At 65.6% G+C, this 19639-nt stretch carries 17 protein-coding genes; 10 read left to right on the top strand and 7 right to left on the bottom strand.

Translation table 11 applies throughout. The features are described 5' to 3' along the window. Positions 1–127 precede the first annotated feature (127 nt). On the bottom strand, positions 128–2842 hold the full coding sequence (locus tag AC3WRI_RS12180; RefSeq protein ID WP_492293371.1) for a cation-translocating P-type ATPase: 2715 nt from the start codon (positions 2840–2842) through the stop codon (positions 128–130). Positions 2843–3065: 223 nt separating this feature from the next. Between AC3WRI_RS12180 and AC3WRI_RS12175 the strand changes: the two genes are divergently transcribed. From AC3WRI_RS12175 to AC3WRI_RS12165, 3 genes are all read left to right on the top strand, one after another. Further along, positions 3066–4424, top strand: a complete 1359-nt coding sequence (locus AC3WRI_RS12175; protein WP_010809938.1) for an MBL fold metallo-hydrolase RNA specificity domain-containing protein — start codon at positions 3066–3068, stop codon at positions 4422–4424. Between the two features lie 59 nt (positions 4425–4483). Then, entirely contained in the window at positions 4484–5314 is an 831-nt protein-coding gene (locus tag AC3WRI_RS12170) for a universal stress protein (RefSeq protein WP_492293370.1), read from the top strand. 397 nt (positions 5315–5711) lie between these two features. Then, positions 5712–6359, top strand: coding sequence for a response regulator transcription factor (locus AC3WRI_RS12165; protein WP_010809940.1), 648 nt, complete (start codon positions 5712–5714; stop codon positions 6357–6359). Positions 6360–6398: 39 nt separating this feature from the next. On the opposite strand, the gene AC3WRI_RS12160 is transcribed toward AC3WRI_RS12165, so the two are convergent. The 6 genes from AC3WRI_RS12160 to AC3WRI_RS12135 form a co-directional block, all read right to left on the bottom strand. After that, a complete protein-coding gene (locus AC3WRI_RS12160; protein ID WP_011615457.1) occupies positions 6399–6797 on the bottom strand; it encodes a response regulator in 399 nt (132 codons plus the stop codon). Positions 6798–7080: 283 nt separating this feature from the next. Next, positions 7081–9777 (bottom strand): bifunctional acetate--CoA ligase family protein/GNAT family N-acetyltransferase, encoded by a 2697-nt coding sequence (locus AC3WRI_RS12155; protein ID WP_492293369.1) that lies wholly within the window; start codon positions 9775–9777, stop codon positions 7081–7083. A 55-nt stretch (positions 9778–9832) separates the two neighbouring features. After that, positions 9833–10486 (bottom strand): BON domain-containing protein, encoded by a 654-nt coding sequence (locus AC3WRI_RS12150; protein ID WP_011615455.1) that lies wholly within the window; start codon positions 10484–10486, stop codon positions 9833–9835. A 94-nt stretch (positions 10487–10580) separates the two neighbouring features. Continuing rightward, a complete protein-coding gene (locus AC3WRI_RS12145) occupies positions 10581–11228 on the bottom strand; it encodes a BON domain-containing protein (RefSeq protein ID WP_010809944.1) in 648 nt (215 codons plus the stop codon). Between the two features lie 68 nt (positions 11229–11296). Beyond that, positions 11297–11761 (bottom strand): CBS domain-containing protein, encoded by a 465-nt coding sequence (locus AC3WRI_RS12140; RefSeq protein WP_010809945.1) that lies wholly within the window; start codon positions 11759–11761, stop codon positions 11297–11299. Between the two features lie 28 nt (positions 11762–11789). Next, positions 11790–12212 carry an Hsp20/alpha crystallin family protein gene (locus tag AC3WRI_RS12135; protein WP_010809946.1) on the bottom strand — a complete coding sequence of 141 codons (423 nt, stop codon included), beginning with the start codon at positions 12210–12212 and terminating at the stop codon, positions 11790–11792. Between the two features lie 414 nt (positions 12213–12626). Here AC3WRI_RS12135 and AC3WRI_RS12130 point away from each other — a divergent pair, with 414 nt between their 5' ends. The 7 genes from AC3WRI_RS12130 (at position 12627) to AC3WRI_RS12100 (ending at position 19374) form a co-directional block, all read left to right on the top strand. After that, complete coding sequence (locus AC3WRI_RS12130) at positions 12627–13373, top strand: helix-turn-helix domain-containing protein (protein WP_371852259.1); 747 nt, start codon at positions 12627–12629, stop codon at positions 13371–13373. Between the two features lie 77 nt (positions 13374–13450). Next, on the top strand, positions 13451–14962 hold the full coding sequence (locus AC3WRI_RS12125) for a thymidine phosphorylase family protein (protein WP_010809948.1): 1512 nt from the start codon (positions 13451–13453) through the stop codon (positions 14960–14962). Between the two features lie 445 nt (positions 14963–15407). Next, positions 15408–15860 carry a pyridoxamine 5'-phosphate oxidase family protein gene (locus AC3WRI_RS12120; RefSeq protein ID WP_439670603.1) on the top strand — a complete coding sequence of 151 codons (453 nt, stop codon included), beginning with the start codon at positions 15408–15410 and terminating at the stop codon, positions 15858–15860. 130 nt (positions 15861–15990) lie between these two features. After that, on the top strand, positions 15991–16842 hold the full coding sequence (locus tag AC3WRI_RS12115; RefSeq protein WP_439671783.1) for a TPM domain-containing protein: 852 nt from the start codon (positions 15991–15993) through the stop codon (positions 16840–16842). A 252-nt stretch (positions 16843–17094) separates the two neighbouring features. Next, positions 17095–18210, top strand: a complete 1116-nt coding sequence (gene ald / locus AC3WRI_RS12110; protein WP_010809951.1) for an alanine dehydrogenase — start codon at positions 17095–17097, stop codon at positions 18208–18210. 167 nt (positions 18211–18377) lie between these two features. Next, the gene (locus tag AC3WRI_RS12105) at positions 18378–18842 is read left to right on the top strand and encodes a universal stress protein (protein WP_011615450.1); all 465 of its coding nucleotides are present in this window, start codon (positions 18378–18380) and stop codon (positions 18840–18842) included. 52 nt (positions 18843–18894) lie between these two features. Further along, complete coding sequence (locus AC3WRI_RS12100; RefSeq protein ID WP_010809953.1) at positions 18895–19374, top strand: carboxypeptidase-like regulatory domain-containing protein; 480 nt, start codon at positions 18895–18897, stop codon at positions 19372–19374. Positions 19375–19639: the final 265 nt, after the last annotated feature.

Genomic DNA, 19639 nt, shown 5'->3' with positions numbered 1-19639 from the left:
TCGCGCACTGGCGTATATAGAAGCGGTGTCCCCTCCATGCCCTATTGGCTTCTGTGGGAAGAGCGGCGCCTGTGCTCCGTGGCCAACGGGGTGATGGAATTCTGAGTTGGCGAGCACCGGTCTCCCGCTACAGCTTGCACCGCCGGCTCCACCATTTGTCCAGCTCAACTGCAATCGTCAATGTGAGCGCGAGCGACAACAGTCCAGCCCACGTCGTAGCCGACACAGGTGTGAGACCGAGCGTGTCGCTTAGCCCGGGTATGTACATGGCAGCGATATGGAGTAACTGGGCAGCCAGTACGCTGACCACCAGCATCGGATTGGCGAAGACCCCCTGTCGGAATACGGAGTGGCGCTCTGAACGGCTACTAAACGTCTGCAAGTTCTCAAACAGCACAAACAGCAGCAGCAATTGGTTGCGTGCCTCGTTTAGGGGATAGCCGCGGTCGAGCAGCCAGTAGAAAGTTGCAAATCCCCCTACGCCCATGACAAGAGTCGAATAGCAGATGCGGCGGATCATTACGCGGTCAAAGATCGGCTCCCGGGGCTTGCGCGCCGGATATGACAGTTCGTCGCCTTCCGCATGCTCGGTAGCCAGAGCCACATCCTGGATGCCATTGGTCACGAGGTTGAGCCACAGCAGCTGCACCGGCAGCAATGGCATTGGCAGGCCCAGGGGAATCGCCAGCAGAAACAGAACCATTTCGGCCGCGCCCGTGGAAACCACCATGAAGATGACTTTGCGAATGTTCGCGTACGCCACCCTGCCTTCATTTATGCCGTTGACGATGGACGCAAAGTTGTCATCGGTGAGGACTATGTCTGCGCTTTCCTTCGCTACTTCAGTTCCCTTTCGGCCCATGGCCACACCGACGTGTGCGTGCTTGAGCGCAGGAGCGTCGTTGACGCCGTCGCCGGTGACCGCCACGAAATGGCCGGTTCTTGCCAGCGACAGGACAATGGACAGCTTCTGATCCGGACTGACGCGGGCGTAGATGCGCGCACGGCGGGTCAGTTGGTCGAGTCCGTGCGGCCCCTTGCTCTCGGCCTGGCGCACCTGCTCGCCCGTCACGACCTGGTCCGTGGTAAAGCGCAGCCCCGCCTGCGCGCCAATTGCGCTGGCTGTCAACGGATCGTCGCCAGTCACCATCGCCACGTCGATGCCGGCGCTGTAGCAGCGTCGGATAGCGTCCGGGACCTCCGGGCGAACCGGATCCTTCATGCCTGCCATTCCCAGAAAGGTCAGGTTGACCAGGTGCCCGTGTCCGTAGGACCCGTCCGGCTCTGCATCAATCGTGCCTTCTGCGAACGCCAGCACGCGTAGTCCCTGCGCGGCCAGCGCTGCCTTTTCCCGAAGCAGTCCTTCGCGCCGGATCGGCACGGCATGGCCGCGAACGTCCGCCTGGTCGCACATGGCAATCAGAGTCTCGGGCGCTCCCTTGACGAACACGCGGATCGTCTCTTCGTGCCGGTGGAACGAGGCCGCGTACCGCAGGTCTGGCTCATACGGGATACGGGCCACCAAGGGGTACCGCTGTCGGATCTCATTGGCTACGGTGCCCCCCTTGTGCGCTGCGGCCAGCAGCGCCACGTCCACGCTGTCCCCGGTGCCAGTCCAGCCATCACGCTCCCTGGATAGTTGGGCCTCGTTTGGCAGCGCCGCGGCCCTTAGCAGGGCCGCTACCCGCGTTCTCGCGTCATGGTCGGTGGTGCCGGCGGCGCGGATCGTGCAGTTGTCCAGATCGTGTCCGACGTCGCAGCAAAACGCCGTGCCGTCGGGAAGCCGGATATCGGTGACGACAAGCTCGTTCATGGTCAGGGTGCCGGTCTTGTCGGTGGCGATCCTGGTGCAGGATCCAAGCGACTCCACGGCGGGCATTTTGCGCACGATCACATGGGCCTTCGCCATCCGCCGCATGCTGATCGCCAGCGCCACCGAAATGGCGACGGGCAGTCCTTCGGGGATCGCGCTCACCGCCAGTCCGACCGACATCATGAACAGTTCGCGCAATGCCATGCCGCGCAGCATACCCACCAACACCAGCAACGCCACAGCCACGCCTACCGCCACCGCGATCAGTCGGGAAAAACGCTGGAGCCTGAGAATCAAAGGTGGCTGCGAGATGGATTCGCGGCCCAGTTCCCGCGCAATCCGGCCAATTTGCGTGGCAGCGCCAGTTGCCACGACGATGCCGTGGCCCCTGCCGCGGAGCACCACCGTGCCGGCGAAGGTCAGGCACTGGCGGGCGCTCGCTGGGGCATTGCTGGCATCACATGCTGAGAGCTTGCGCACCGGCAGCGATTCGCCAGTCAGCAGGGATTCATCGCACTGCAGGTCAATGGCGGAGGTCAGTTCCAGGTCGGCCGGCACTCGGTTGCCGGCTTCCAGCACCACCAGGTCGCCCGGTACCAGCGTACTTGCATCGATCTCCTGCTGGATGCCGTCCCGGATCACCGTGGCACGGGGCTGCTCCATCCTGCGCAGCGCCACGGCCGCCTTGTCGGCCGTATGCTCCTGTGCGGTGCCGATGACGCCGTTAATCAGCAGTACTGCCCCGATGAACAGTGCATCCTTCAGGTCACCCAACGCGAGCGACACCGCTGCCGCGGCCAGGAGAATGTAAATAAGCGGACTGAGGAACTGGCGCAGAAACACCGCGGCCACCGACCTAGGGGCCGCCTGAGGCAGCACATTGCGGCCCACCTCGGCCAGCCGCGTATTAGCCTGCGCGGTGGTCAGGCCGGGTGGGACATGTCCCGGATCGACGCGATCCCGGGTGCCGGAATGTTCTTCGTGAGATCGGGGGCGATCCGTTTGCAACGCGCTGGAGCGATTTTGCATGAGGTTTCCCAAGGTATGCCGGGCGCGGAGCCACGCGTGCACACCTGGGCGTACGCCACGTGCGGCGGGCGGGTCCGGACACTGTTCAAGCGTAGGTACTCGCGTTTCCGCATGATTGATCCGGATCAACCACCACCCGGTTCCCCCTCCTAGACTGGCTGTATCGGCCAGCGGCACCCGTGGCGGGGCCAACGGCTTTGCGCAAGCGTCAAAGGACACCAGCATGCAACTGCAATTCCTCGGCGCGACCGATACGGTCACCGGCTCCAAGTACCTGCTCGATACCGGCCGTCACCAGGTCATGGTCGACTGTGGCTTGTTCCAGGGATACAAGACCCTGCGCCTGCGCAACTGGGACCCACTGCCGCTCGATCCGGCCAAGCTCGACGCCGTGGTGCTGACCCATGCCCACATCGACCACAGCGGGTATTTGCCCCTGCTGGTGCGCAACGGCTTCCGCGGCAGCGTGCACTGCACCATGGGCACCGCGCAGCTGTGCGGAATCCTGTTGCCAGACAGCGCCCACCTGGCGGAAGAAGACGCCGATTATGCGAACCGCAAGGGCTTCTCGCGTCATCGGCCCGCATTGCCTCTTTACACAGCAGCCGACGCTGCACGAGCAATGCGGCGGCTCCAGCCGATGCAGTTCGGCAAGCGCTTCCAGGTAGTGCCCGGCGTAGAGGCCGAGTTTGCCCGGGCCGGACATATCATCGGCGCGGCTATCGTCACGTTGTTCGTCGACGGCAAGCGCATCGTCTTCTCAGGCGACCTCGGGCGGCAGCAGGACATCGTCATGCGCGCGCCGGAGATGGTGCGTCAGGCGGATTACCTGCTGGTGGAGTCAACCTACGGCGACCGGCGGCATCCGGACGACGACCCGCTCGATGTGCTCGGCGAGATCGTCAGCCGGACGATTGGCCGCGGCGGCAGCTTGATCATCCCCGCTTTTGCGGTAGGGCGCACGCAGAGCCTGCTGTACTGCCTGCACCGCCTGCGCGAACTCAAGCGAATCCCCGACGTGCCGGTGTACCTCAACAGCCCGATGGCCATCGACGCGACCATGATTTTCTCGCTGCATCCGGAAGAGCTGCGCATCAGCCGCGAAGAGTGCGCCGCAGCCTGCAATCTCGCCACCCCGGTGCAGAGCATGGAGCAGTCGATCTGGCTGAACCACGACCGAAGTCCCAAGATCATCCTGGCTGGCAGCGGCATGGCTACCGGTGGTCGTGTGGTCCACCATATTGCCGCCTACGGCCCGGACCCTCGCAACACCGTTCTGCTTTCCGGCTTCCAGGCGGCGGGTACGCGCGGCGCAGCGCTGGCCGCAGGCCGGCGCGACATCCGCGTCCATGGCAAGGACATCGCCGTGCATGCGTCGGTGGAGCAGGTGGAGAACCTGTCCGCACATGCCGATGCCGCGGAACTCATGACCTGGCTCGGCGGCTTTCACCAGGCGCCGCGGCGTACGTTTGTCGTGCACGGCGAGCCACAGGCAAGCGATGCGCTGCGCCAGCACATCGAGCGCGACCTGCGCTGGGCGGTCACCATGCCGGAATATCGGCGCTCCTATCCGCTCGACTGATCCAGGCCGGCGCCTGATATGTGCGCCTTTCGTTACGTCTGCCAAACCGGAATCACGTCATGGACTTCAGAACCATCCTCGTCGACCTCAGCGAAGATTCTGCCCGGTCGGCACGCATTGAAACGGCCGCACGGGTTGCCGCGAAATTCGGCGGCAGCGTGGTCGGGCTGACTGCGACTGGAACAAACCTGGAGCCGTTTCGCGGGGCGGGCGAAGAAGCCGGACAATACGCGGCCCTTGCCGCCAGCCAGTTGTACAAGCTGGTTGCCGGTCACAAGGAGACCCTCGACACGCTGACCAGGCAAGTGTCGCCGGACATCCCCACCCGGCACATCATTATCGACGCTGAATCCGGTTGGGCGCTTGCCGACGAGGGGCGTTTCGCCGATCTCATCCTTCCCGCACCGCCGTCGGCGGATGCCGATGTGCCGGCGCTGCTGGCCGGGGTTGCGGAGTATGCGATGCTCAATGCCGGACGGCCCATCCTGCTGGTGCCGGGCGCGGCCGGCCCGCGCTTTGGTGGTCATGTCGCGATCGCATGGAACGGCGGTCGAGAGGCCGCGCGGGCAGTAGCGGACGCATTGCCGTGGCTCGCGCATGCCAGTGCTGTTACCGCCCTGGTGGTCAGCGCGGCTGCCATTGACGAAGAGACCGGCCGTGACAGCGGGAACCGGCTGACAGCGTGGCTGGCCAGCCATGGCATCAATGCCGACCTGGTTGTCGGGGAGGGCGACCCCGACCACGTTCTGCCGCAACTTGCCTGCAAGGTACAGGCCGACCTGCTGGTCGCCGGCGGCTATGGCCGTTCCAGGCTGAAGGAGCTGGTGCTGGGTGGCACCACCCGCGCCCTGGTGCGTCAGTCATCGTTGCCAGTCTTCATGTCGCACTGACGGGTGACCGCTGCCGGTGGGGCAGTGGCAGCGCACGGCCTGGCCGCAGGCTCGTTCGGCCGGCACATTGCGTGCCGGCCGAATGTTGGCTTGCCGACATACCCGAGCCGCATCCTGAGCTAGTTTCCAACGTGCGTGGCTCAGCCGGTGTCGGCACACGGGTTGTGGCTCCGACGTCGCCGGTACCTGCGAATTTCCGGTTCTGAGCCGCATCTCGCTTCCCATGCCGTTGCCTTTCCGCGCACAAACTCTATAGTCCATTGGCAAGGTAATAGTGACGAGAGCATGCCCCTGACGGCGTCTTCATCCGCTCCGCAGGCGAGCAGCCTTGTCCAGAGTTCGCCCGACGATGGCTTTCGCCTGGTCGTGCGATTTCCGCGAGAGCAGGGGAACGGGCATGACAAGGGTGATGATTGCGGATGACCATGCTGTGGTACGGGATGGCCTGCGGCATATCCTGGAACGGGCCGGTGTGTTCGAGGTCGTCGGCGAGGCGGCAGATGGTACACAAGTGCCCAGGATGGTACGGGAATGCACCCCGCAGGTGCTCCTGCTTGACCTTTCCATGCCCGGCAGGAGCGGGCTGGAACTGATCCGCTTGCTGCGCGGCGAGCACCCGGCCCTGCGCATCCTGGTCTTGACCATGCACGCCGAGGAGCAATACATCGTTCGTGCGTTCCAGGCTGGAGCGGCGGGCTATCTGACCAAGGAAAGCGCGGCTACGGAACTGGTGTCCGCCATCGGCCAGGTAGCCCGGGGCGGCACCTATGTGAGCCAGTCGATGGCCACGAAGCTGGCAAGCGGGCTGAAGGACCAGAGCGACGACCTGCCGCACCTGAGGCTCTCGGACCGCGAACTGGAAGTCTACCGGCGGCTGGTGCTGGGCGAGCCCATCACGGCGATCGCCACGGCACTGTGCGTCAGCGCCAAGACCGTGAGCACCTACAAGATGCGGCTGATGGAAAAAATGCAGATGCCCAATGAAGCCATGCTGTTGCGCTATGCCATGCGCAATCATCTGTTCGACGACGATGCGGACCTGTAGTGCCACAGTGCAGCGTCGGTCGGCCGCTGGCTTTGTGCCCTATCGCCCCGAAGTCGCAGCCAGCCCGGCCAGGGTCTGGCGCAGCGCATCGAGTTCCAGCGTCTTGTCAAAGCAGTAGCTCCCGCCTGCCTTCAGGCAGGCGCGGCGCAGCGGCGGGCCGAGGTTGTCGGCCAGCACGATCACGATCGAATCCGGTAGCGTCGACCTCAGCGTCCTGACCTCCTGGAGCGCATGAGCATAGCCCGTGCCCAGGCTGATCAGGACGACGTCGGGGCGATGACGCAGGAGCGGGGCAAGTTCCGTGGCTGCGCTGGCGCCCGCACCCGCGACTCGGATGCCAGGCATTCGCCCAAGCAGGCCGAGCTGCCTGGTTCGGATCGCATTGGCATGCTCGAGCAAGTACACGGTAAGCAGGCGGGCAGGATTGCGGTCTGGCATGGTCCTAGTATCGCGGCTCCCCTTGCGGTGGCAAATCAGGGGCGGCTGAGAGTCGCGTCAGGGGGGCAGAAGGCACTGTCAGTGATCCCTGACATGCGCGCGCACGCCTTGCCGGCTTGGCAGTAGCGAGTACGACAGTTTCGACAAGCAAGCCGGCTGGGTGGCGTCTGCAACCGAGGTTGTCGGCTACCGGCTTGTCTCAGGAAAGCGGCCGCCGCCGGCAGTGCGCCTGAAGGCGATCGAAATTGCCAACGCCTTGCGCGCGCGTGCCGATTGCGATGCCTCAACCCTGCGTGCGAACGCTGGCATTCTCCTCGCGCAGCGCAAGGTGCAGACTGACACCGTCGGCGCCGGCCGCGATGCTGGTCCTGAAGCCGCAGGTGCGCGCCAGCGTCAGCATGGCCCGGTTGTGCTGCATGGTGCAGCCCACCAGCGCGCCGATGCCCTTTTCGCGCGCGTAGCGGATCAGCTTGTCGAGCAGCAGCTTTCCCAGCCCTTGTCCCTTGCAGTCCGAGCGCACGGCGATACCGAACTCTGCCTGGACATTGTCCGGATCCGCAACCGCCCGGACCTCTCCCAGGATGGAAGCCTGGCCACATGCATCGGTAGTCGTCGCGATGAACGCCATCTCGCGCGCGTAGTCGATCTGCGTGAGCCTTGCCAACTGGCTGTGTTCCGGCTCGCGGAACGTGCAGAAGTAGCGTGCATGGATATCTTCCGGCGTCAGCTGGCGGAAGTACGCCTGGTAGGCTGCCTCGTCGGTCGGGCGCACGGGCCGCAGCACAATGGTGCGGCCGTCCTGCTCGACGCGTTCCTCCAGCGCTTCCGGATAGGGTTGGATGGCCAGCCGCGTGCCCGGCGCCGGCGCCTTGATGGCGATGCGGGCATCGAGCGCGATGACGCCTGTCGCGCTCGCCAGCAGGGGATTGATATCGAGTTCGGCGATCTCGGGAATGTCGCAGACCAGGCGTGATACCTGTACCAGTACCTGGAGCAAGCCGTCCCCGTCGACGCCCGGGTGTCCGTGCCAGCCTTCCAGCAGGCGCCCGATGCGGGTGCGCGACACCAGGTCTTGCGCGAGCAGCGCGTCGAGCGGCGGCAGCGCAACCGCATGGTCGCCGATGTGTTCGGTGTTGACGCCGCCATGGCCGAACAGCAAGACGGGGCCGAACACGGGATCGGTGGCGGCGCCGACGATCAGCTCGAAGCCATCGCCGTGCCCGGCCATCGGCTGGACGGTGAAGCCCTCCAGCCGTGCCTCCGGGGCTTGCTGCCAGATCCGCTCGAGCATGGCGCTGCCGGCGCTGCGCACCGCGGCGGCATCGGCGAGGTCCAGTGCAACGCCGCCCGCGGCAGACTTGTGCGTGATGTCCGGGGACAGGATCTTGAGCGCTACTGGATATCCGATCCGTGTGGCCTGGCCGACAGCCTCATCGACGCTTGCCGCGGTCCGGGTCGCGACCACGGGGACGCCGTAGGCGGCCAGCGCGGCCTTGGCCTCCGGTTCGGTCAGCAACGCCCTGCCGGCGCGCAGGGCATTGCCGATGATCGTGCGCACCTGTTCCTTGTCGGCCTGCGTGTACGTGTGGTCTGCGGGCGGCGTGCGCATCAGCAATTGCTGGTTCCTGTGGTATTCGCAGGCCTGCAGGAAGCCGCGCACTGCCCGCTCCGGGGTATCGAAGGTCGGCACGCCGGCATGCCGGCACAAGCGGCGTGCCTGCAGCACGGCATCCGCCCCGAGCCATGCGGTCAGCAGCGGCTTGCCGCCCGACGGCGCGCTGACGAGCGCGGCTGCGATCTCGGCGGCTGGCACGATGGCCGTGGGCGCATGGATCATCAACACAGCGTCAACCTCGGGCGCCTCGCACAGGATGGCGTAGGCCTGCAGGTAGCGCTCGACGGGCGCGTCGCCGATGATGTCGATTGGATTCGCGCGCGGCCAAGTGGCGGGCAGCACCAAGTCCAGCCGGGCCAGGGTCTGGTCTGACAGTCGGGCCAGGGTCCCGCCGGCATCCGCCAGCGCATCCGTCGCCATCACGCCGGCGCCGCCGCCATTGGTCAGGATGGCGAGGCGCTCGCCGCGCAGCCCTTGCATGCGGGCAAGCATCTCGACGGCGTCGAACAGGCCCTCGGTGCTGTCCACGCGCAGCATGCCGGCACGCCGGATGGCGGCGTCGTAGACGTCGTCGGCACCCGCCATGGCGCCTGTGTGGGACGCGGCGGCGCGTGCAGCCTGCGCCGAGCGTCCGCCCTTGACGATCAGCACCGGCTTGTTGCGGGCGGCGGCGCGTGCCGCAGACATAAACTTTGCGCCATGGCGGATCGCTTCCACGTAGAGCAGGATCGCATGCGTCCCGGCGTCGCCGGCGAGGTAGTCGAGCACGTCGGCTGCGTCCACATCGGCACTGTTGCCCAGCGAGATGAAATGGGAAAAGCCGATCTGCCGCGAGCGCGACCAGTCCAGCACGGCGGTGGCCAGCGCGCCGGATTGGGTGGCGAATGCCAGCTTGCCTTGGCGGGCCGCGCCGGGCGCGAAGCTGGCATTGAGGCTGATTCCCGAAGCGATCAGCCCGACGCAGTTTGGCCCGAGAATCCTGAGCAGATGGGGCCGCGCCGCGTCCAGCATGGCCTGCCGCAGGGCGCCTGCGGCACTGTCCTCGGGACCCTCGAAGCCGGCGGTCAGCACGATAGCCGCGCGCGTGCCGGCGGCGCCAAGCTCGGCGATGAGCCCCGGGATGGTGGGCGCGGGCGTGCATAGCACCGCCAGGTCCGGCGGTGCCGGCAACGCGCCGACGCGCGCGTAACAGGGCTGGCCCGCCAGCGTCGCATACTTCGGGTTGACCAGGTATAGCTGGCCGGTGAAGTCGCCCGCGGACAGGTTCGCCAGCACCGTTGCCCCCACGCTATGCGGCCGCAGCGTCGCGCCGATGAGCGCGACCGAGCGCGGACGGAACAGGGCATCGAGATTACGGACAGTCATGGCTGGCCCTCATGGCAACCGGCGGCAACCCTCCCGACAGGGCCCGGTCGGGAAGTCAGAGATTTACCTGGATGATGTTCGATACTTCGCTTACCCCAGGCGCCGCCCAGGCGGCTTCGGAAGCGGCCTCGCGCTCGGCCCAGCTGCGCAGGCTACCGCGCAGCGTCACCACGCCGTCCTTGACGTCGACCGCGACATGGGTCGCGTCGTCCGCCGCCTGGCGCTCGATGGCCCTGGCGATCCGTTCCTTCACGTCGTGGGCCGCGATCGCAGGCTGGACCACGATGGCGTTGGCTACACTGACCACGCCGTACAGGCCGCCCACCGCGTGCTCGGCGGCCAGGCGCTGGTAGTTCCAGTCGACCGTGCCGGTCAGCGTGACGCAGCCGTCCTCGACCATCACCTGGATGCGATCCGCGGGCAGCACCGAGGTCCACGCCAGGATGTTGCTCGCTGCGCGTGCGATGTCCGCGTCCGTGCGCTGCGCGTCATCGGGCAGGCGCACGTCGATTTCGACGGCCAGGCCTTTCACGCCGGGCACGCGCCTGACGGCCTTCTCGGCAGCGTACTTGCCGGCATGGCTGCTGAGATGGCCGGTCAGCGTCACCACGCCGTCCTTGACCTGGACACCGACCTCGGTGGCATCGACGGCCGGGTCCCAGGCCAGTTCCTCGACCACATGCTGCTTGAGCTGGATATCGCCTTTCATGTTGGTTGTCTCCTGTTTGCCTGGCGCCCTCGGGCGCGATCGCGGCGCGTGCCGCCTGCTCCGTGCGTGCCAGCGCGGGCACGCGGCATCGGCGTCACGGCCGCGTTTCCAGCTGATCAATGACCGCCGAGATGCCCGGCGCCGACCATACGGCACCGATGGCGGCGCGGCGGTCGGCCAGCGAATCCACGTGGCCGCTCAGCGTGGCGGTGCCGTTCTTGACCTTGACGCTGATATGGTGGGCCTCGCGCACGGCATGGCGGAGCAGCGCCTCTTCGATGCGCTTCTCCACGTCGGGGGGCGCGGTCTTCTCATTCATCCGGATGTTGTTGACGACGCCGATCACGCCGCGCAACTGGCTGACCGTGCGTTCGGCCAGCTTTTTCTGATAGCCCCAGTCGACGTTGCCAGACAGCGTGACCCAGCCGCGCTCGACGCGGACCTTGATGACGTCCGAGGGCACATGCACGTGCCATTGCAACGCACCGCGAGCCGCCTCGGCAATGGCCTCGTCGAGGAAGGCGCCGGGCGGATGCACGTCGAGCTTGACGACGACCGCTCGTACGCCTGAAATGCGTTCCGCGGCGCGCTCGGCGGCGAGCTTCTCCGCATAGCTGGACAGGTGTCCGTCCAGCGTGACAATGCCCTCATGGACCTCGACGCCGATGGACGCCGCGTCAATCGCCGGATCCCAGTCGAGTTCCTCGGTGACGTCCTTCTGGATCTGATGATCTGTTTTCATGCTTGGCCTCTTCAAAGGCAGGGCGCCGCAAGCGGCGCCACGGGTTGGCCCCGGTGCGTCTCTGGGCGCTACGTTTGCGATAGAGCCTGTGCGCTGCCAGAACGCTCTCGTTCCTGCGCCTTGCGCACCAGCGAAAACAGCATGCCCCAGTCGGTTGCGAGAGCGGCGAACAGATCATCGAGCGCAACCACTCCGGTCACTGCCTCGCCATCGAGCACCGCCAGGCGTCGTACGCCGTGCGTCAGCATCAACTGCATTGCCTCTGCGACAACGGCATCCCGTTGGATCGCCACCAGGCCACGCGTCATCACCTCGACCACGTCGGTCCGGCATGGATCCGCACCGGTGGCTGTCGCACCGATGACGATGTCCCGGTCCGTGACCATGCCGACCGCGCGCGTCCCTGCCGGTGAGTTCTCTGTCACGATCAGCGCACCGACGTGGCGGTCCCGCATCTGGACGGCAGCTTCCTGCAGGGTGCAGGACAGCGGGACATGCACGGCTTTCGCTGAGCAAATATCCTGGACTAGCATCCCGGTCTCCTTTTTTGCGCAACGTTGCCTAACGGACGGTAATGCGTTGCTGGCTTGAGCTTTCCTTCTTGGGCAGCACCAGGCGCAGCACGCCGTCCTGGAAGCTGGCATCGATCTTTTCCGTGTCGATGTTGCCGTCTAGCGTAAAGGCACGCTGCATCGAGCCGCTGTAGCGCTCCTGGCGGATCACGCGGTCGCCTTCTTTTACCTCGGAAGCTTTCTCGAGCTTGGCGGAGATCATCACAGTCCCACGGTCTACGCTGACGTTGATGTCTTCCTTCTTCACGCCTGGCAGGTCGGCGGTAATGGTGAAGCTGCTGTCGGACTCGGCCACATCGACCTTGAATGGCAGCTCGGTGTCTGGCCCGATCCGCCAATTGCGTAGCATGCTCTGCAGCATGTCGCCGAGCGGTTCGATCGAGAACGGGTCGTAGCGCTTGATGTTGCTCATCATGGTCTCCTGGATGACGGCGCCGTGCGCGCCGTGTTTTCTTACTTTGGCAAGCCGGGGCGGTTGCGGTTTGCTTTGCATCAAACGCCGGCACATTGCCCCGACTGCTTGCACGGGATAAGGGCATGACGTCACATGCGCCAGCTTGGACAGCCAGGGCGTTCGGCATGACCGGCGTCAGGGAACCCTGACAAGTGACGCTGCATTTCTGACACGCAACTCAGCGCAGCCTTCTAGGCGCGGAGCGCGGGCAGGCCAATACTTCAGTCAAACACATCGCGGCGCGCACGAATATGCGGTCCGCCAGACGACACGGGTGAAGGCGAGGGTCGGGATTAGGGAAAGGCCGGCAGGCTGGAGACAACCATGTTTGACTTGCATACTGAAGCTGATGCTGTTTGTGACGCCCCCAACATGTCCGTCGCGCTCTCCAGGCGTGAGGATGAGACGTTTGCGGAGCCGGCGCCGGATCCCGCGCGGGCGCGGTGCACAACTTGCATGATGCGGAACATCTGCATGGCCGCCAGCCTGGAGGCCGGCGAAATGGCCCGCCTGGACTCCGTCGTGCGGAGCTGGCGTTCGGTCAAGCAGGGCGAACGGCTGTACCGGGCGGGCGACCCGTTCCGCAGCCTCTATGCGGTCCGCGTCGGCTCGTTCAAGACCGTGGTGGCGCCGGAGCGGGGCAAGGAGACCATCTCCGGCTTCTACATGGCCGGGGACTCAATCGGCATGGACGGCGTTTGCCAGGAAACCCATAACTGCGATGCGATTGCCCTGGAAGACAGCGTGGTCTGCGTGATCCCGTTTCACCAGCTCGAGGCGCTATGCCGCGAGATCAAGCCGCTGCAACGCCACTTGCACAAGATGTTCAGTGCCGAGATCGTGAGGGAATCGCGCCAGATGATGCTGTTAGGCAACAACATGTCCGCCGAGCAGCGCGTGGCGGCATTCCTGTTGAACGTCTCGGCACGCTACCGCGAACGCGGCTATTCGGCCACGTCCTTTGTGCTGCGCATGACTCGTGAAGACATCGGCAGCTTCCTTGGCATGACCCTGGAAACCGTGAGCCGGACCTTGTCCAAGTTCCAGCAGGAAGGGCTGCTGACAGTGCAGGGCAAGTCCATCGAGCTGCTCAATCTGGACGCCCTGGACGCTCGCTAGCGGCGTCATACGCGGCAAGGCATGACGTGAACGATGCCAGTTCTGATCCCGGAATTCCCGGCCGTCCCGGCGATGTCGTGGCCGCCGCCGCGCCCCGCGAAGTGGGGGCGCTGGTGTTCCGGCCGCTCGAGATCGATACGTGGCAGGAGCATGTCATCTATATGCATCCGGATTGCCCCGTCTGCCGCGCCGAGGGCTTTTCCGCGCAGGCGCGCGTGCGCGTGCAGATCGGCGACAGGTCGTTGATCGCCACGCTGACGCTGCTGGGCGCGCCGCTATTGAACACGGGCGAAGCGAGCCTGTCGTTGAGCGCGGCACGGACGCTTTCGGCACGCGCCGGCGATGTCGTGCATGTCACCCATGCGCCCGCGCTGGAGTCGGTGCGCGCACTGCGTGCCAAGATCTATGGCTGCCACCTGGACAGCGTCCAGCTCGACGGCATCATCGGCGACATCAGTGCAGGGCGGTACGCCGACGTGCATATTGCGGCATTCCTCACCGCCTGCGCGGACGGTCGCATGAGCCTGCGCGAGACTGTCGACCTGACCCGGGCCATGGTCCGGTCCGGCCAGCGCTTGAACTGGGACCGCGAGGTGGTTGCCGACAAGCATTGCGTCGGTGGGCTGCCGGGCAATCGCACCACGCCGGTCGTCGTGGCTATCGCGGCAGCGGCCGGGCTGCTGCTGCCCAAGACCTCATCGCGCGCGATCACCTCACCCGCCGGCACCGCCGATACGATGGAAGCCCTGACCCGCGTGACGCTGGATTCGACGGAACTGCGGCGCGTGGTAGAACAGGTCGGGGCTGCATTGGTGTGGGGCGGCGCGCTGAGCCTGAGTCCCGCGGACGACGTGTTGATCCGCGTGGAACGCGCGCTGGATATCGACAGCGATGCGCAGCTGGTGGCCTCAATCCTGTCGAAGAAGATTGCCGCCGGCTCCACCCACGTGCTGATCGACGTGCCGGTGGGGCCGACGGCCAAGATCCGCGAAGACAGCGATCTGGCGCGCCTGGATCTCGCCATGACCAAGGTCGCGGACGCGTTCGGGCTGAAGCTCCGGATTCTGCGCACCGACGGCTCGCAGCCGGTGGGCCGGGGCGTCGGCCCTGCGCTCGAGGCGCTCGACGTGCTGGCCGTGCTGCAGTGCCAGCCGACGGCGCCCGCCGACCTGCGCGAACGCTCGCTGCTGCTGGCGGGCGAGCTGCTGGAGTTCTGCGGTGCGATACCGCCCGGGCAGGGACGGCTGCTGGCCGGCAGCCTGCTCGACAGTGGTGCCGCCTGGGCCCGGTTCCAGGCGATCTGTGAAGCGCAAGGGGGGCTGCGCACCCCGGGGCAGGCGGTGTTCCGGCGCGACGTGGTCGCAGCCCGCAGCGGCATCGTGACGTCCGTCGACAACCGGCACGTCGCGCGCACGGCGAAGCTGGCCGGGGCGCCGCGCCGGCAGGTGGCCGGGCTGGAACTGCATGTGCGCGCCGGCGACGAGGTCGTAGCCGGCGCACCGCTCTGTACGCTGCATGCCCAGGCGTCCGGCGAACTGGAATATGCGTTCAGCTACGCCCTGGCGCATGACCCCTTCCGCATCGAATAGCTCCAGTGGGCGGCCGGCAGCGGCCCCCCGCACCAGCAGCACCGGCACCGTCGATCTGCACACCTCCCCCTCGGCCACGCTGCCCATCACCAGGTGCCGGAAGCGGTTCCCGGGTGCGGGAGCGCAGACATTGCTTCCGGCTTAGGCGGGGGGTAGGCCGGTTGATGCGGGTCAGCGGGCGGGCGGTCGGCCGGCCAAGGGGACTCTGGGCTTCGTTGACAGCCATCAACACGCATGCGCTTGCGACCGCTACTTTGGAAATAGCCCATAGCCGAAGCCGAGGTAGCTAGGGGGAGAGGCAAGACATGGGCCTGAACCAGCCATTGCTGTCGTGGAATGAAGAAGATGCGGGGCATTTGTCCAGGAACGTGCCGGCTGGAGATCGCTCCCCCGGCCGTGCCGGCCCCGTTGGTGTTGTTTGTACTGGCGTAACAGGTGACCAAATATGGACGAAGAGACCAGACAGAAGATCCTGACCTTGTTGAACCAACACAGGATCATGACGCTTGCCACCTTGAGGCCGGATGGCTGGCCTCAGGCTACCACTGTGGGTTATGTGAATGAGGGTCTCACGCTCTACTTCCTCTGTGGTCCGGGCAGCCAAAAGGCGGCCAATCTGGCATTGGATGACCGTGTCTCGCTGACAATTGATCACGACACGCCAGATCTCATGGCGATTACCGGCCTGTCCATGGCGGCGCACGCGCAACCGGTGGTCGATGCGGCCGTAGCGGAGAGAATCCTCCGGATGTTCCCATTGAAGTATCCGGAGCAGATTGCCTTGCCAGTGCCGATGCCAACCGCGGAGGACGTCCGAATATTCAGGGTGACCCCGACAGTTATTTCCGTGCTCGACTATTCCAAGGGCTTCGGACATACGGATCTTGTCAGCTGCTGACACCTGGGTCCGCTGAGGGAAGTCAAGAGACCTTTCGTTCCGGAGGTGTGCCGTGCGCAAGATGTGGGCGGTGCTCGTCATGCCAGCCATTAATCTGTGCCGCTGCGGCCAGCGCCCTCGGTGGTGCCAGTTGAACCTGCGCACGGCCGCGCGAGGCCTGCTTCTGGTGCTGACTGCCTTCGTGTTTCCCGGAGCCATCGCCGAGGTTGCCGTTCCGTCATTGACGGCGCGAGTGACTGACCTGACTGGTACGCTAACGCGCGCACAGCAGGCGTCCCTGGACCAGACGCTGCAGGCCTTCGAAGCCAGGAAGGGAGCTCAGGTTGCAGTTCTCATGGTTCCCACTACCCGACCGGAAACCATCGAACAGTATTCGCTTCGCGTGGTCGAGCAATGGAAGCTGGGACGTAACCGCGTTGATGACGGCGCGCTGCTCATCATCGCCAAGGACGACCGCACGCTTCGTATTGAGGTGGGTTACGGGCTCGAAGGCGTCCTGACTGACGCCGCGAGCAAGCGCATCATCAGTGATGATATCGTGCCCCGATTCAAGCGGGGCGACTTCTATGGCGGTGTGTCTGCGGGCATCGACCGCATGCTTGGGGTCATCGAAGGGGAGCCACTGCCACCTACGGAGGAAAGAGCAGGGGATACGGGTGACCCCGTCCGGCAACTGATGCCAATCCTGCTTGTGCTCACTCTGGTTCTGGGTGGGTTACTGCGTTCCATGCTGGGGCGCTTCCCGGGTGCAGTCGCGACGGGTGGGGCCGTTGGAGTGGTCGCGTGGATGCTTTCTGGCGCCATCTTTGCCGGCATCGTTGCAGGGGCAATCGCGCTCTTGTTCACGCTGATGGGTGGCCCGCACATGGGCTTGCTGGCTATCGGCGGCCGCTCGGGAAGATATGGCGGCCGGTCGGGGCCCGGGGGATTCGGCGGCGGTGGCGGCGGCTTTGGCGGTGGTGGTGCTTCCGGCAAGTGGTGATGGCAAACATCAATCACATCTTGCGGCGTCCGCCGAGGGGGCGAAAATGGCGATATTTGGATGTGAAATGGCTGGGCAGCTATGTAACCCTTGGGCCCTATAATTATTTCGATATCTGCCGACATCGAGGCTGCCATGCAGGTGTTGCCATACGTGTGGCCACGGACAGGCCTCGGTGCATCCGGCCGTGGACTGAAGATTCAAGCACCTGGTGCGGAATCTGCCGAATTACCACGCGCGTGAGCAAAGGCCATGTGGATCGGCGTGCCTAAAGAAGTCAAGGACAACGAGTACCGGGTTGGCCTGGCGCCTGCCTGCGTGCGCGAACTTGTCAGCCGCGGTCACCAGGTCATGGTCCAGGCCGGGGCCGGGGCCGCGCTTGGCCTTTCCGACGCGCAATACGAAGCGGCTGGCGCGAAGCTGGCTGCCGATGCGAAGGCCGTGTACGACCGGGCCCAGATGATTGTCAAGGTCAAGGAGCCACAACCACGCGAACTGGCGCTGCTCAGGCCCGGGCAGATCCTCTATGCATACCTGCACCTGGCCGCGGACCGTGAGCTGACTGCCGCGCTGCTGCAATCCGGCGCGGTCTGCATCGCCTATGAGACGGTTACGGGGCCTGACGGTGGTCTGCCGCTGCTGGCCCCCATGAGCGAGGTCGCCGGCCGCATGTCAGTCCAGGTGGCGGCAGCCTACCTCGAGAAGCCGAACGGCGGCATGGGACTGCTGCTCGGCGGCGTCCCGGGCGTCGCGCCGGCACATGTCGTGGTGATCGGCGCCGGCGTGGTGGGCGCCAATGCTGTCCAGATCGCGGTTGGCATGGGGGCGCGCGTGACGGTATTGGACAAGAATATCGAACGACTGCGGCATCTCGGCTCCGTGTACGGCAATCGAGTCGTGACGGTCTACTCCAGCGCTGACAGTATCGAGCGCGCGTTGCTCTCGGCCGATGCGGTCATCGGCGCGGTGCTGGTGCCTGGCGCCGAGGCGCCCAGGCTGGTCACGCGTGCGATGGTCGCGCGCATGAAAGCGGGTTCGGTGCTGGTGGATGTGGCGATAGACCAGGGAGGCTGCGCCGAGACATCGCGCCCGACCAGCCATACGGATCCGACCTATGTGGTGGACGGCGTGCTGCACTACTGCGTGACCAACATGCCGGCAGCGGTGGCGAGGACCTCCACCTTTGCCCTGAACAACGCCACGATCGGTCATGCGATGGCCCTTGCCGACAAGGGATGGTCCCGCGCGCTCTCAGACGACCCCTACCTGCGGGCCGGGCTGAATATCTGTCGCGGGAGTGTGACTTATGCGGCCGTCGCAAGCGCCCATGGCTACGCCCATGTACCCGCCGAGCAGGTGCTGACCTGAGCGCGGCCGCCAGTATCGGCCGACACGTTGCTGTCGGCCACCCCTAGTGCAGCAGCACTGCCATGAGCCGAATCACAGCGGTGTGGCTGGCTTGGTTGACTGGCATCAACCCGCATGTCCTTGCGACCGCTAATTTGGGATGAACCACAGCCGAAGCCGAGGTCGCCATGTACCGCCGCATTCTCCTAGCCCTCGATGGCAGCCGTTCATCCTTGAATGCCCTGGAGCAGGCCGTGTCGATGGCGCTGACCACCGACGCCGAGGTCAGCGCCATGTTCGTCGTCGACGACAGCGACCTGTTCTTCGAGGTCAGCCCGGGTGACCGGCACTGGCTGATGGCCGACATCATTGCCTATGGCAAGCAGGTGCTGGCTCGTGCCGGCGAGCGCTTCAGTGCCGCCGGCGTGCGCTGGAGCAGCAGGTTGGCCGAGACGCCCGGCACCCCTGCGAAGATTGCCGAGGCGATCATAGCGGAAGCGGACCACTGGAGCGCGGACCTGATCGTCATGGGCACACACGGCCATCGCGGCGTGCGGCGCATGGTGCTGGGCTCGGTCTCGGAGCACGTGGTCAGCAAGACGGTTCGCCCCGTGCTGCTCGTTCGGCAGCAGTCGCGCGGCGATACGCCCTGACCGTTCGGTTCCGGCCTGCGAAAACCCCAATAATTCTTCCGGAGTGACGCAAATGCAGGTTTCAAGAAGCCTAGGCCTCGGCCTGTCGTCGCTGGCGATTGCCGTTGCGGCGGCGGGTTGCGCCACTCGCGCCGCGCCCGCTGGCGTGCAGATCATGGAGCAGCACGGCGTTTCCTACGTATCGGGTGGAGACGATGAGGCGGGCATGCAAAGCATGCTGGCCATCGCCGCGCGTTTCAATGTACGGCTGACGATGGTGGATGCCGGGCGCGGGAAGCCGCTGGGCGGTGCCACGGTGGTCGTGGCCAGCCAGGAGGGCCGCCCGGTGCTGCACACTACGGCTAGCGGGCCGCTGTTCTATATGCGACTCAGGCCGGGTGCCTATCGGCTCGCGGTCGGCTACCAGGGGCGGGACCAGATGCGCGACATCGTCGTCGCTGGCGAGCCGCTCGAGGTGACGTTCCGGCTGCCGGTCAATACGCTCGAGGACGACTGGCTGCTCTGCGCCACGACACCCTGTCCGCGTCGCTGAGCCCGCCGCTCGGACGTGTCGCCGCGGGCACGACACCGCGCAAGCAAGTTCGCGGCGGTTCAGGGACGATCCCGCGAAAGAGAAGCGACGGAACTGGAAGGGGAAGAAGAAGCGCTCAGGCTTCGTTCGGGGACAAGCAGGCGAGCCGCTCGGCGTGGGCAGGCCTGAATCCGCGAGCCGCAACCCCTGCGCGAAGACTGCCGATGCGCGCGCGACCAGCGGCGGTTGGAGCGCGGTACCGCGGCTTTGACACGTATCAACAGCA

The organism is Cupriavidus sp. FW305-27 (assembly GCF_058787995.1).
Note: the sequence above shows the minus strand (reverse complement) of the source record. Positions and strands in the feature narration are given on the sequence as shown.